The sequence below is a fragment of the Pseudonocardia alni genome, assembly GCF_002813375.1.
Taxonomy (GTDB): Bacteria; Actinomycetota; Actinomycetes; order Mycobacteriales; family Pseudonocardiaceae; genus Pseudonocardia; species Pseudonocardia alni.
Window position 1 is genome coordinate 2212879 of the sequence record NZ_PHUJ01000003.1, and the last position, 12642, is coordinate 2225520.

The 12642-nt window shown below is 74.2% G+C and carries 16 protein-coding genes; 9 read left to right on the top strand and 7 right to left on the bottom strand.

Annotated elements, in window-relative coordinates; all coding sequences use genetic code 11:
* Positions 1-26: 26 nt before the first annotated feature.
* Positions 27-788 (bottom strand): TetR/AcrR family transcriptional regulator, encoded by a 762-nt coding sequence (locus ATL51_RS11195; protein WP_157818320.1) that lies wholly within the window; start codon positions 786-788, stop codon positions 27-29.
* 60 nt (positions 789-848) lie between these two features.
* Here ATL51_RS11195 and ATL51_RS11200 point away from each other — a divergent pair, with 60 nt between their 5' ends.
* The 7 genes from ATL51_RS11200 to ATL51_RS28155 all read left to right on the top strand — a co-directional run bounded on the left by ATL51_RS11200 (position 849) and on the right by ATL51_RS28155 (position 5349).
* Positions 849-1622, top strand: coding sequence for an enoyl-CoA hydratase-related protein (locus ATL51_RS11200; protein WP_100878585.1), 774 nt, complete (start codon positions 849-851; stop codon positions 1620-1622).
* A gap of 23 nt (positions 1623-1645) precedes the next feature.
* Positions 1646-2551, top strand: a complete 906-nt coding sequence (locus ATL51_RS11205; protein WP_100878586.1) for a transporter substrate-binding domain-containing protein — start codon at positions 1646-1648, stop codon at positions 2549-2551.
* Between the two features lie 34 nt (positions 2552-2585).
* Positions 2586-3866: a methyl-accepting chemotaxis domain-containing protein gene (locus ATL51_RS11210; RefSeq protein WP_100878587.1), complete on the top strand. Its 1281-nt coding sequence runs from the start codon at positions 2586-2588 to the stop codon at positions 3864-3866.
* Positions 3867-3885: 19 nt separating this feature from the next.
* Positions 3886-4170: an FHA domain-containing protein gene (locus ATL51_RS11215; RefSeq protein ID WP_100878588.1), complete on the top strand. Its 285-nt coding sequence runs from the start codon at positions 3886-3888 to the stop codon at positions 4168-4170.
* A gap of 2 nt (positions 4171-4172) precedes the next feature.
* Complete coding sequence (locus ATL51_RS11220) at positions 4173-4616, top strand: hypothetical protein (protein ID WP_157818321.1); 444 nt, start codon at positions 4173-4175, stop codon at positions 4614-4616.
* Positions 4613-4762, top strand: coding sequence for a hypothetical protein (locus tag ATL51_RS28150; RefSeq protein WP_157818322.1), 150 nt, complete (start codon positions 4613-4615; stop codon positions 4760-4762). The genes ATL51_RS11220 and ATL51_RS28150 overlap by 4 nt, the downstream gene beginning before the upstream one ends.
* A 440-nt stretch (positions 4763-5202) precedes the next feature.
* Entirely contained in the window at positions 5203-5349 is a 147-nt protein-coding gene (locus ATL51_RS28155) for a hypothetical protein (RefSeq protein ID WP_157818323.1), read from the top strand.
* Position 5350: 1 nt separating this feature from the next.
* On the opposite strand, the gene ATL51_RS11225 is transcribed toward ATL51_RS28155, so the two are convergent.
* Entirely contained in the window at positions 5351-7369 is a 2019-nt protein-coding gene (locus ATL51_RS11225; RefSeq protein ID WP_100878590.1) for a protein meaA, read from the bottom strand.
* Between the two features lie 218 nt (positions 7370-7587).
* Here ATL51_RS11225 and ATL51_RS11230 point away from each other — a divergent pair, with 218 nt between their 5' ends.
* The gene (locus tag ATL51_RS11230) at positions 7588-7920 is read left to right on the top strand and encodes a hypothetical protein (protein ID WP_062397345.1); all 333 of its coding nucleotides are present in this window, start codon (positions 7588-7590) and stop codon (positions 7918-7920) included.
* Between the two features lie 4 nt (positions 7921-7924).
* Here the strand turns inward: ATL51_RS11230 and ATL51_RS11235 are convergent, their stop codons facing one another.
* Together ATL51_RS11235 and murA are read right to left on the bottom strand one after the other, a co-directional pair.
* On the bottom strand, positions 7925-8776 hold the full coding sequence (locus ATL51_RS11235) for a DUF1206 domain-containing protein (RefSeq protein WP_100878591.1): 852 nt from the start codon (positions 8774-8776) through the stop codon (positions 7925-7927).
* A 199-nt stretch (positions 8777-8975) separates the two neighbouring features.
* The gene (murA, locus tag ATL51_RS11240; RefSeq protein ID WP_100878592.1) at positions 8976-10244 is read right to left on the bottom strand and encodes a UDP-N-acetylglucosamine 1-carboxyvinyltransferase; all 1269 of its coding nucleotides are present in this window, start codon (positions 10242-10244) and stop codon (positions 8976-8978) included.
* A 124-nt stretch (positions 10245-10368) separates the two neighbouring features.
* Between murA and ATL51_RS11245 the strand changes: the two genes are divergently transcribed.
* Complete coding sequence (locus ATL51_RS11245; RefSeq protein WP_100878593.1) at positions 10369-10962, top strand: cob(I)yrinic acid a,c-diamide adenosyltransferase; 594 nt, start codon at positions 10369-10371, stop codon at positions 10960-10962.
* 24 nt (positions 10963-10986) lie between these two features.
* Here the strand turns inward: ATL51_RS11245 and ATL51_RS11250 are convergent, their stop codons facing one another.
* The 3 genes from ATL51_RS11250 to ATL51_RS11260 all read right to left on the bottom strand — a co-directional run bounded on the left by ATL51_RS11250 (position 10987) and on the right by ATL51_RS11260 (position 12629).
* The gene (locus ATL51_RS11250) at positions 10987-11727 is read right to left on the bottom strand and encodes a GIDE domain-containing protein (protein WP_100878594.1); all 741 of its coding nucleotides are present in this window, start codon (positions 11725-11727) and stop codon (positions 10987-10989) included.
* A gap of 61 nt (positions 11728-11788) precedes the next feature.
* Positions 11789-12238 carry a DUF2550 domain-containing protein gene (locus tag ATL51_RS11255; RefSeq protein WP_062397354.1) on the bottom strand — a complete coding sequence of 150 codons (450 nt, stop codon included), beginning with the start codon at positions 12236-12238 and terminating at the stop codon, positions 11789-11791.
* Positions 12239-12257: 19 nt separating this feature from the next.
* Entirely contained in the window at positions 12258-12629 is a 372-nt protein-coding gene (locus tag ATL51_RS11260; RefSeq protein WP_100878596.1) for a F0F1 ATP synthase subunit epsilon, read from the bottom strand.
* Positions 12630-12642 lie beyond the last annotated feature (13 nt).

The following is a 12642-nucleotide window of genomic DNA, read 5'->3' on the forward strand; positions in this document are numbered from 1 at the left end:
GGGACTCCTCTCCTCGCGCGCCCGGGTCAGCGGACGCGACGTCTCCACTCCGCGTCGATGTGCTCGACGAGCGGCCGGTACAGACCGGCGACGGCCGCGGCGACCTCCGAGGCACGGGCGACCGGGGCGGGCCCGGTCAGCAGGCGGGCCACACCGTGTTCGATCAGCTCCGCGGTGCGCCGCGGATCGGTGGGGGCGAACGGGCTCGCCGCGCTCTCGGTGAACAGGTAGCCCCAGGTCAGCGCACCCCAGGCGTGGATCTGCTCGTCCGGGGACAGCGCGTCGTCGACGAGGCCGGCCGACCGCAGCACCCGGAAGTGCTCGCGCACCACGGCGTCCCGGCGGCGGCCCAGCTCCCCGAGGGTCCCGGCGGCCTCGTGCGCGAGCCGGCCGAGGACCTCACCGTCGCCCAGGTACAGCGCACGCGCCACCTCGTCGGCGCGCAGCCGCTCGTACAGCTCGCGCGACATGCCCCAGGGCAGCGCCACGACGGGCTCGACGAGCATCCGGTCGGCCAGGTCGGCGAACAGCCGTCGCTGCGAACGCAGCAGCACGGTGAGGAACAGCGCGTCCTTGGTGCGGACGTGCAGGTAGACGGTGCCCTTGCCGACCCCCGCCCGGCGCGCGACGTCCTCGACGGTCACCCCCCGGTAGCCGCGTCGCACGAGCAGCTCGGCCGCCGCGTCGAGCACCCGCTCCATCCGCGTGGTGTCCTCCGCCGCGACCACGTCCGGTACCGCCACCGCTCCCCCGCTCCTCGACGTGACCAGTCCAACGAATCCGGTCACCAGGTCACCGTAGCGCGTCCGCCCCTCGGCGACGAGCGGATTCCGGGCTACCGTCGTTCCATGACCGACTACGAGCACCTCCTGGTGAAACAGGACGGCGACACGGTCCGGATCACGATGAACCGCCCGCAGCGCCGCAACTCCCTCACCGAGGACCACCTGCGCGAGCTGCTGGACGCCTTCGAGAGCGCCGGACGCAGCGACGCGACCGGGATCGTGCTCGCCGGGGAGGGCAAGGCCTTCTCCTCGGGCCACGACTTCGGCGACGTCGCCGCCCGCGACCTCGCGGGGGTCCGCTCCCTGCTGCGGCTGTGCACGACGGTCATGCGCACCGTGCAGGAGGTGCCGCAGGTCGTGATCGCCCGGGTCCACGCGACGGCCTGGGCCGCGGGCTGCCAGCTCGTCGCGTCCTGCGACCTCGCCGTCGCCGCGGAGTCCGCGACGTTCGCGCTGCCCGGCGGCAAGGGCGGCTGGTTCTGCCACACCCCGGCCGTCCCGGTCGCGCGGAACATCGGCCGCAAGCGGCTGATGGAGCTGGCCCTGACCGGGGACCCGATCGACGCGGCGACCGCCGCCGACTGGGGCCTGGTCAACTACGCCGTCCCCGACCACGACCTCGACGCCCGCGTGGACGAGCTGCTCGCCCGCGCGACCCGCGGGAGCCGGCTGTCCAAGGCCGTCGGCAAGCAGACCCTCTACGCCCAGCTCGACCGTCCCGAGGCCGACGCCTACGGTGTCGCGGCCGAGGTCATGGCGTCGATGTCGCAGTCCGGGGGCGCCCGCGAGGGCATGGCGTCGTTCCTGGAGAAGCGGGCCCCCGAGTGGACCGACTGATCGACACCTAGGCTCGCGGGACCATGCAGATCCGCACCACCACCCGGCTGAGCCGGCGGCGCCTGCTGGGGGCGGCCGCCGCCCTCGGCGGGACAGCCCTGGCCGGGCCGCTGCTGGGCGGCTGCGGAGGGCCGTCGGACCCGCTGTCCCGGCTCCGAGCCGGCGGCGACGTCGTCGTCGGGCTGTCCGGGGAGCGCCCGTTCGGCTACACCGACGGCTCCGGCCGGGCCACTGGGGAGAGCCCGGAGGTGGCCCGCGCGGTGGTCACCGACCTCGGCGGCAGCGGCCTGGCCGCGGTCCAGACGAAGTTCGACCAGCTCGTCCCCGGCCTGCTCGACGGCCGCTTCGACGTCATCGCGGTCGGACTGACGATCACCGCGCTGCGCTGCCAGCAGGTCGCGTTCTCCCGCCCCGACTACGTGGCGGGTACCGGCCTGGTGGTCCCGGCCGGGAACCCGCTGGGCGTCGCGACACTGGCCGGGGTCCGCCGGTCCGGGGCGACGCTGGCAGTGCTCGACGGCAGCGCCGAGCAGGAGTACGCGCTCGCGGCCGGCATCCGGGCCGAGCACATCGTCACCGTCGACTCGCAGGGCGCGCTGGTGCGCGAGGTCGCGAACGGCGGTGCGCAGGTGGGGGCGCTCACCCGCATCTCGCTGCTCGACGAGGTCCGCCGCAACGCGGGCATCGGTCTGGAGGTGACCGCCGCGTTCGCCCCCGAGGTGGCGGGACGACCGGTCGTCGGGGCAGGGGCGTTCGCGTTCCGCCCCGCCGACGGTGCCTTCCGCGACGAGTTCGACCGCGGGCTCACCGCGCTGCAGGACTCCGGGCGCTGGCTGGAGATCGCCGCGCCGTTCGGGTTCACCGCGGCGAACCTGCCGCCACGCGACCTCACCGTCGACGAGCTCTGCGCCCGCACCCCCGACTCCTGAGCCGCGCCGCCGCCGGACTGGAATGATCCGGGCCATGGCGCTGCGCATCGCGGGTATCGACGTTCCCGGCCCGTCCGACCTGCTCTCCGGCGCGGCCTCCGTGGTCGAGGCGACCGGCGACCTCGCCGGGACCGTCGCCGGGCTGCCCGCCCGGGCCGGGGAGCTGCTGGAGGAGGTCGGCTCGCTGGTCGGCCGGATCGGCACGATCGCGACCCGCGCCGAGCAGCTGCTCGACCGGGTGGACGGCGTCGTCGACCGGGCCGAGGGGCTGATCGGGACCGTCGACACCGTCGCCGGGGAGGCGACCGAACTCGTGGCCCGGGTCCGGCCGGTCGCGGACCAGGCCGAGGCGCTCGTCGCCCGGGTCACCGGCGTCGCCGGGAACGCCGAGGAGCTGGTCGCGCGGGTCACCGGCGTCGCCGGGAACGCCGAGGAGCTGGTCGCGCGGGTCACCGGCGTCGCCGGGAACGCCGAGGAGCTGGTCGCGCGGGTCACCGGCGTCGCCGGGAACGCCGAGGAGCTGGTCGCGCGGGTCACCGGCGTCGCCGGGAACGCCGAGGAGCTGGTCGCGCGGGTCACCGGCGTCGCCGACGAGGCCGACACCCTGATCCGCAAGGTCACCACCGTGTCCGAGCAGGCCGACGGCCTGGTCCGCCGGGTCACCACCGTCTCCGACGAGGCGGGCGACCTGGTCCGGCGCGTCACCACGGTGTCCGAGGAGGCTGGCGACCTGGTCCGGCGGGTCACCACGGTCTCGCAGAACGCCGAGGGCATCGTCGAGCAGGTATCGGTGGTCACCGGGAACGCGAGCGGGCTGCTCGCGCGGGTGGACACGGTCACCGGCGAGGCGGGCGGACTCATCCGGACCGTCGGCGAGATCAGCGAGCGCGCCGGCGGCCTCATCGGGCAGGTCGAGACCGTCACCACCGACGCGACCGGTGTCGTCACCGCGGCGAAGGCGGTGTCCGACCGGGCGGGCGAGGTCGTCGGGCAGGCCGCGGGCGCCAGCGAGCAGGCCGGTGAGCTGCTGGACCTCTACGGCCCGCTGGCCCGCCGGGCGGCTCCGCTGGCCCAGCGCTTCGTCGACGAGCTCTCCGAGGAGGAGGTGCGCGCCGCGATCCGGCTGGTGGACCAGCTGCCGAAGTTCACCGAGCACATGGAGGAGGACATCATGCCGATCCTCACGACGCTCGACCGTGTCGGACCGGACGTGCACGAGCTCCTGGACGTGCTCAAGGAGGTCCGGCAGGCGATCATCGGGATTCCCGGCTTCAAGCTGCTGAGCCGCCGGGGCAGTGAGAAGGACGAGAGCTGACCCACCGGGAGGACCGGGCGTGGACCAGATCTGCGGCGAGCAGACGTGGTACGCACGGACCCTCGAGAGCAGCGCGACGTTCGGTCCGCGCCAGGGCCGTGAGGTCGTCTTCGGCCGCAAGCGGCCGCTGGTGCACCTGGCGCTCGACGACCTGCGGATCAGCCGTGAGCACGGCCTCCTGCGCTTCGACGACGGCCGGTGGTGGGTGCACAACGGCGGCCGACCGCGATCCGGCTGCCCGCGGGCACGGAGCTGCGCCCGGGCGATCCACCCGTGCCGCCGGCGGCCGGCCACACGCTGCTGACCGTGCTCGGCTCCCCCGGGCGCGGGCACGCCCTGGAGGTTCGGGTGAGCGGCCCGGAACCGGGTGGCACCGGCGCCCTCCCACCCGACGCGCACACCTATGAGCCCCCGGTCTGGCCGCTGGAACCCGACGAGCGCCGGGTCGTCGTGCTGCCGGCCCGGCGCCATCTGCAGGGCGACTCCCGCCCCACGCCCCAGCGCTGGCGGCAGGTCGGGGAGGGCATGCTGGCGCTGGCCCCGGAGGCGGGCTGGACCCACCGACGGGCCGAGCACACCGTGCGTGCGGTCCGCGAGCGGCTCTCCTCCGCGGGTGTCGCCGGGCTGCTCGCCGAGGGGGTGGAGCCGCCGGTCGGCGACGCGCTGGACGAGAACCTCGTCGCCGAGCTCGTCCGCAGCCGCACGATCGCCGCGGCCGACCTCGACGCACTGGACCGGGAGACACCGTGAGCACGGTCCTGGTCCCGGGCACCGTCGTCGCCGGGCGCTACACCGTCGGCGAGCGGCTCGGGAGGCCGCGGTCGCCGCGCAGCTGCACCACGGCCGGATCGTCACCGTCTTCGACGTCCTGGAACTCGACGGCGGCCCGCTGCTGATCATGGAGAACGTGCCCGCGGAGAGCCTCGCGGCGTTGCTCCTCCGATCCGGACCGCTGCCGTCCGGCGTCGCCGCCCGGATCGGGGCGCAGGTGGCCCCGGACCGCGCGCCCCCGCCGAAGCGGCCGCGTCGTCGGCGGCGGCCCTGGCCCACGGTGTACCCCGCCGCACACCGCCGACGCCGAGCGCGCTGTGGGCTGCGGACGGGTGCACCCTGCTGCGTCCGGAGGACCTGACCGTGCTGCCCGGGCCGATCCGCTCGGAGTTCTTCCGCGACGTCGCGGGCCGGCGTGCGGCTGGGGCGCGGGCGACGCCGACGACGCCCTGCAGATCACCCTGTCCTTCGACCGCTACGACGACCCGCGGGGCACCGACGCCCGCCGGGTCCCGGCACCGGCACCTGGACACGCGCCGACGGCGACACCGCCTGCAACGCCGAGGTGCCCGTCCGGGACTTCGTCGGCACCAACGGGCGGCCCATGTCGGAGGTGCTGCGGGTCACGACCGCCGAGGGCGGCCTCGGTACCGGCGAGCTGTGCGACCTGGCCGCCCGCCTCGCCGGTACCGCGCGCACGCGGCTGGGCTGACTCAGTCCAGCCCCTGGGACTTCCGGATCAGGGTGACGATCTCGTCCATCATCCCGGTCAGCCGGAAGTTCTTGGGCGTGAACACCGCCGCGACCCCGCCCTCGCGCAGCCGCTTCTCGTCCTCGGGCGGGATGATCCCGCCGACGACGACCGGGACCTCCCCGGCACCGGCGTCGCGCAGCCCCTGCACGACCGCGGGCACGACCTCCAGGTGCGACCCGGACAGCACCGACAGCCCGACGGCGTGCACACCCTCCTGCACCGCGGCCGCCACGATCTGCGACGGAGTGAGCCGGATCCCCTGGTAGACGACCTCGAACCCGACGTCGCGGGCGCGGACGGCGACCTGCTCGGCGCCGTTGGAGTGGCCGTCCAGGCCGGGTTTGCCGACCAGCATGCGCAACCGCTGGCCCAGCTCGTCACCGGTGGCGCGGACCCGCTCGCGGACCTCGGAGATCTCGGTGGCGCCCTCGCCGGACATGCTGGCGCCGGCCACCCCGGTCGGGGCCCGGAATTCCCCGAACACCTCGCGCAGCGCTCCCGACCACTCGCCGGTGGTCACGCCCGCCTTGGCGCAGTCGATCGAGACCTGCATGAGGTTCTGCTCGGTCTTGGCCGCGTCGCGCAGCGCCCGCAGCGCCTCGTCGACGGCGTCCTGGTCCCGCGCGGCGCGCCACTCGCGGATCGCCTCGACGGCGGACCGCTCGGTCGCCGGGTCGACGGTGAAGATCGCCTCGGCGCCCTCGGCCTGCAGCGGGCTCGGCTCGGTCGTGTCGAACTTGTTGACCCCGACCACGACCTCGTCGCCGGACTCCAGCCGGCGACGGCGGGCGGCCAGGGAGTTGACCAGCTCGCCCTTCATGTAGCCGGACTCGACGGCCGCGACCGCCCCGCCCATCTCCTGCACCCGGTCGATCTCGGCGCGGGCTCCCTCGACGAGCTCGGACACCTTCGCCTCGACCACGCGGGACCCGTCGAAGATGTCCTCGTACTCCAGCAGGTCGGTCTCGTAGGCCAGCACCTGCTGCATCCGCAGCGCCCACTGCTGGTCCCAGGGCCGCGGCAGGCCCAGCGCCTCGTTCCAGGCGGGCAGCTGGACCGCACGGGCCCGGGCGTCCTTGGACAGGGTCACGGCGAGCATCTCCAGCACGATGCGCTGGACGTTGTTCTCCGGCTGTGCCTCGGTCAGGCCGAGCGAGTTGACCTGCACCCCGTAGCGCAGGCGCCGCTGCTTGGGGTTCTGCACGCCGTAGCGCTCGAGGGTGATCTCGTCCCAGAGCCTGCCCAGCGCCCGGAGCTTGCACATCTCCTCGACGAACCGGATGCCCGCGTTGACGAAGAACGAGATGCGCCCGACCACGTCGCCGAACTTCTCGGGCGGCACCTGCCCGGAGTCGCGCACCGAGTCGAGGACGGCGATCGCCGTGGACAGCGCGTAGGCCAGCTCCTGCGTCGGTGTGGCCCCGGCCTCCTGCAGGTGGTAGCTGCAGATGTTGATGGGGTTCCACTTGGGGATCTCGCCGACCGACCAGGCGACCATGTCGGTGATCAGCCGCAGGCTGGGCCCGGGCGGGAACACGTAGGTGCCCCGCGACAGGTACTCCTTGACGATGTCGTTCTGGGTCGTCCCGGCCAGCTTCGCGCGGACCTCGGCGTAGTCCAGGCCGGACTGCTCCGCCTGCTCCTCGGCGACGGCCACGTACAGCGCGAGCAGCCACATCGCCGGGGCGTTGATCGTCATCGAGGTGTTGGCCTCGGCGACCGGGATCCCCTCGAAGAGCGTGCGCATGTCACCGATGTGGCTGACCGGCACGCCGACCTTGCCGACCTCGCCCTTGGCGAGCTCGTCGTCCGGGTCGTAGCCGGTCTGGGTCGGGAGGTCGAAGGCCACGGACAGACCCGTCTGCCCCTTGGCCAGGTTGCGGCGGTAGAGCTCGTTGGTCTTCTCCGCCGAGGAGTGACCGGCGTAGGTGCGGATCACCCACGGACGGTCGCGCTCACGATCGGTGGGGTACGGCACCGGAACCTCCGTGTCGTCGCGGGAGCACAGTCGGCACTGCCTGTGATGCGGACAGAGACTACTCGTCAGTAGCCGGCGACGGGCACGGAGTCGTCCCTCGTCACAGTCGGCGTGTTCGGCAAAGTACGCGACGCGCGCGGGAAACCGAGCGCTGGATCGGTTCACCACCCGACCCCTCGGACAGGGCGCGTCGCCCGTCCGGGTGCGACCATCGGCGGATGGAGCTCGACCTGGTCCCGCGGCTCGGCGCCGTCATCGGCCTGGCGGTGGTGCTGCTGGTGCTCGGGCTGCTGCTGCGCTGGACCTACGGCCACCAGAAGCACCACGCGCTGCCCACCGACGACCCGGACGACCCGGTGGCCACCGGGCTGCTCACCGAGGTCTCCCGGGTACCGGGCCAGGAGGCCGCCCGCGTGCTGCGCGACCGGCTGCGCTCCGAGGGCATCCGCGCGACGACCTCGCGCGCCGACGGCGGCGGCTGGGCGCTGCTCGTCTTCCCCCGCGACGTGAAGGACGCCCGCGTGGTGCTGAGCCGCCGCTCCCTGGACTGAGCGCTCAGTCCACCCGGTGGTAGCGGGCGTCGAGGAAGCAGAACACCCCGTAGCAGGCGATCCCGACGCCCACCGCGACCAGCAGGAACACCCCGTAGGGCTGCTCGCGCAGCGTCTTGAGCGCCGAGTCCAGCCCGTTCGCGCGCTGTGGGTCGAAGGTCAGCGCGGCGACGCCCAGCAGGATGCCCAGCACACCGATCGCGATCCCCTTGGCGATGTACCCGGCCTGCCCGGTACGGGCGTTGATCCGCCGCAGCCGGCTGTCGGCGCCGCCGAGGTCCTGGTCCTCGGTGAACTTCTTCCGGTAGCCGTTCCAGGCCAGCACGCCGCCGCAGACCAGCACACCCAGCCCGACGAGCGCGGTGAGGACCTGCCCGCCCGGCAGGCCGAGCAGTCCGGCGGTCGCCCGCCCACCACCGCCGCTCGAGGCGCGCCCGCTGACCGCGGTGGTCGCCGCGGTGACGGCCAGCACGGCGTAGACGACCGCCTGCCCGCCGGCGACGACCCGCTTCACCGTCCGCTTCGTGCTGTCGCCGACGTAGTGGAAGCCCCACACCGCCGAGACCGTCCGCCACAGGACGACCGCGGCGAACCCGACCACCAGCACCCACAGGAACACCCGGCCCGCCGGCTCGGCGGCGATCGCCCCGAGGGCGCCGCTCTGGTCGGCCTGCCCGCCCGAGCCGAGCGCGATCTGGACGGCGAGCCAGCCGATCAGCAGGTGCAGCACCCCGTTCGCGGCGATGCCGACCCGGGCGGCGACGCGCACCGGTGTCGAGTGCGCGGCGTCCCGCGCCCCGCGGCCCGCCTTGCGGCCGGCCTGCGAGACGTCCGCGGCGTCGGGAGTGCTCACCATGACGGGCCTCCTCGTCGAGTCGACGCGAAGGGTGGCACGGCGCGGACCGGTCCGCCGGGCTGGTGGGCCGTTCGGAGCAACGGCGAGGCCGCACCCGGGCCGTGTCGCGCCGAGGGGTGTCGCCCACCCCGGCCGGTTCGCCGCCGGGTACCGGCGCCGCCACGGCGAGCCGCCGTCGGCGCCCCTGCGGGCCGAGCGTCTACCGCTCCGGCTCGCCCGCGACCCGCCGGATGTCGGCGCCGAGCGCGGACAGGTTCTCCACGAACCGCGGGTAGCCGCGGTCGATGTGCGCGACGTCCCAGACCTCGGTGGTGCCCCGTGCGCACAGCCCGGCCAGCACCAGCCCGGCGCCGGCCCGGATGTCGCTGGCCCACACCGGCGCGCTGGACAGCTCCGGCCGCCCCCGTACGACGGCGTGGTGCCCGTCGGTGCGGGCGTCCGCACCCAGGCGCACCATCTCGTCGACGAAGCGGAAGCGCGCCTCGAACACGTTCTCGGTGATCATCGACGTGCCCTCGGCGACGGCGGACAGCGCGATCGCCATCGGCTGCAGGTCCGTCGCGAAGCCCGGGTAGGGCAGCGTCACGAAGTCGACCGCCTCCGGGCGGCCGGGCATCGCGACCGAGAACTCCTGCTCGGCGGTGGCGATCTCGGCGCCCGCGCTGCGGAGCTTGTCGAGGACCAGGTCGATGTGGTGCGGGTCGACGCCGCGCACGGTGACCTCGCCCCGGGTCATGGCGGCCGCGAACGCCCAGGTCGCACCGACGATCCGATCCCCGATGACGCGGTGCGTGGTCGGCTGCAGCCCCGCGACGCCGTGCACGGTCAGCGTGGAGCTCCCGACCCCCTCGAGCTTCGCGCCCATCTGCTGCAGCATCACGCAGAGGTCGACGATCTCCGGCTCGCGGGCCGCGTTGTCGATCACCGTCGTGCCCTCGGCGAGCACCGCGGCCATCAGGATGTTCTCGGTCGCGCCGACGCTCGGGAAGTCCAGCCAGATCTGCGCGCCGTGCAGGTCGCCCGCCGTCGCGGTGACGCTGCCGTGCACGATGTCGGTGGTCGCGCCGAGCTTGCGCAGCCCGTTCTGGTGCATGTCCAGCGGCCGCGAACCGATCGCGTCGCCCCCGGGGAGCGGGACGACCGCCCGCCGGCAGCGCGCGACCAGCGGCCCGAGCACGCACACCGACGCGCGCAGCTTGGAGACCGAACGGTAGTCGGCCTCAGCCCCGGGGTCGGCGGGCACGTCGATGTGCACGGTCGAACCCTCGATCGCGACCGTGCAGCCCAGGCTCCGCAGGACGTCGGCCATCAGCGGCACGTCCAGGATCTCCGGGCAGTTCTCGAGCGTCGTCCGTCCCTCGGCCAGCAGCGCCGCCGCCATGAGCTTGAGCACGCTGTTCTTCGCCCCGACGACGTCGACGGACCCGCTCAGCCGGGCCCCGCCGTTGACCGCGAAATGCTCCACCACGCCGGGAACGGTAACGGGACCGTCACCGCGCCGGATGCCCGGCCCGGACGGCCCTGACCCTTCGGACCGTCCGGCGCACCCCCGCATCTGGTCGCCGAGGCACCGGCGCCCCTAGCCTGTCGGGGTGGCGGTGCATCTCACGCGGATCTACACGAAGACCGGCGACGACGGTACGACGGCCCTGGGCGACTTCAGCCGGGTCCGGAAGACCGATGCCCGGCTGGCGGCCTACGCCGACACCGACGAGGCGAACGCCGCGATCGGGGTCGCCGTGACCGTCGGGGGACTCCCGGAACGGGTCGTCGACCCGCTGCGGCAGATCCAGAACGACCTGTTCGACGTCGGTGCCGACCTGTGCACCCCGATCGTCGAGAACCCCGAGTACCCGCCGCTGCGGGTCACCGAGGGCTATGTGACCCGGCTCGAGGGCTGGTGCGACGAGTTCAACCCCGAGCTGCCCAAGCTCAACTCCTTCATCCTCCCCGGCGGCACCCCGGGCGCGGCGTACCTGCACGTCGCCCGGACCGTCACCCGGCGTGCCGAGCGGTCGGTGTGGGGCCTGCTGGAGGTCGACCGGGAGCACACCAACCCGCTGACCGCGCAGTACCTCAACCGGCTCTCGGACCTGCTGTTCATCCTCGGCCGGGTCGCGAACCCCGACGGCGACGTCCTGTGGCAGCCGGGCGGCCCGCACGGAGCACCGACCACGGACACCTGACCGGACCCGCTCCGGACGGCCCGCTCAGGTCAGCACCGCCACCAGCAGCGCGACGACGGCGCCGCAGCCGAACGCCACGGCACGCCGCATCGCGGTGCCGCTGCGCCTCCGGCTGCGCTCCAGGTGGTCGCCGCGCTCGGCGACGGTGAGCGTGAGCGGGTGGCCGGCCGCGGCGGACAGCCGTACCCGGTCCCCGGACAGCCGGGCCTCCCCCACCACGGTGAGCCGGGAGCCCGGCTCGATCCGCCACTCGGTGCGCTCTCGGGCCACCGTCGGGTCGACGAGGCGGAACAGGCCGAACTCGCGGCCCCCGCCGTCGTCGGTGACCCGGCGGCGCTCGGCGACCGGGATCTCGGTGCGCGCGTCACGGGGGTCGACCACGACCTCCGCGCCACCGTCGGTCAGCCGGAACGGCCGCTCCCGCCGCTGCTCGGCGACGACCTGCCGTTCCTCCCGGTCGTCCCGGCCGCGGGAGAGCGCCTCCTCGACGAACCGGAACCAGACCGAGTCGACCCCGGTCAGCGGGGCCGGGCGTGCCTCGTCGTCGAGCGGCTCGACGGTGCCGGACAGCGACACCACCTGACGGAACGCCGGGGCGTCGAGCTCGTCGCGGACGGACCCGGCCATGGCGACGAGCTCCGCGACCGTCACCGGGGTCGCGGCCAGGCCGCGCGTCCAGCGGGCGTGCCCGTCGCGGGCCTCGCGGAACGACGTCCACGCCAGCCGGCCGAGAATGCCCGCGAACGCCAGGAGGACCAGATCCACGGCGGCAGCATAGAACGGACAGAACGGACGACAGGTCCGTAGAGCTACCGATCCGGCGAGGTCAGGACGCCTCGCGGTAGCCGTGCCCCTGCCCCGGCGGGGTGGACTCCAGCCAGGCCATGAAGCCGGTGCGGACGCCCGCCGACATCGCCAGCTCGACGTCGATGCCCCGGCCCGCGGCGTCGCGGCCGCGGCAGCGCAGCACCTCGACCGCCATCGGGATCGCGAACTCCTCCGACCGGTGCGGCGGCCGCCGGTCCACGATCTCCAGGTCGGCCCGGTCCATCACGACGGTCGCACCGATCCGGAAGCTGGTCAGGCGGTACCAGGCGAACCGCTCGCCCTCGTAGCGCCCGACGCCGAAGTGCCAGTCCGTGACAGCGAAACGGCGGCGCAGACACAGGTCCACACCGCCGTTGCGCATGAGTCGTACCCGCCGTACGGCGAGCCAGACCAAGGGGACGACCAGGCACAGCAGCAGAACTCCGACGAACGCCGCGATGAGCTCCACTGCCTGCCCGGTCCCCGTGCTAGTTCGCCTCGGCCGCCCGAAGGCGGGCCTCGGCCCGGGCGATCGCCGATCTGCCCTCGTCGGTGGACGAGTCGGCGCCGTCGCGCGCCCGCCGGGCCCGCTCGACATCGATCTCGTCCGCCTGCTCGGCGAACTCGGCCAGGATGGACACCCGCTCCGCCGACACCGACAGGAACCCGCCGTGCACCGCGATGGTGCGCTTCGAGCCGTCGGTGGAGTCGATGCGGACGACCCCGGCCTCTTCCATCTGGGCCAGCATCGGCTGGTGGCCGGGCAGGATGCCGACCTCGCCGACCGTGGTCCGGGCGAGCACGAAGCGTGCGTCGCCCGACCACAGCCGGCGCTCCACGGAGACCAGCTCCACGGTCATCTCAGCAGGCATC

Excerpts from the sequence above, each read along its gene's own strand:
- ATL51_RS11200 (WP_100878585.1), top strand. The coding sequence starts at position 849 with ATGACCGACTACGAGCACCTCCTGGTGAAACAGGACGGCGACACGGTC.
- ATL51_RS11235 (WP_100878591.1), bottom strand. The coding sequence starts at position 8,776 with ATGGTGAGCACTCCCGACGCCGCGGACGTCTCGCAGGCCGGCCGCAAG.
- ATL51_RS11205 (WP_100878586.1), top strand. The coding sequence starts at position 1,646 with ATGCAGATCCGCACCACCACCCGGCTGAGCCGGCGGCGCCTGCTGGGG.
- ATL51_RS11210 (WP_100878587.1), top strand. The coding sequence starts at position 2,586 with ATGGCGCTGCGCATCGCGGGTATCGACGTTCCCGGCCCGTCCGACCTG.
- ATL51_RS11260 (WP_100878596.1), bottom strand. The coding sequence starts at position 12,629 with ATGACCGTGGAGCTGGTCTCCGTGGAGCGCCGGCTGTGGTCGGGCGAC.
- ATL51_RS11230 (WP_062397345.1), top strand. The coding sequence starts at position 7,588 with ATGGAGCTCGACCTGGTCCCGCGGCTCGGCGCCGTCATCGGCCTGGCG.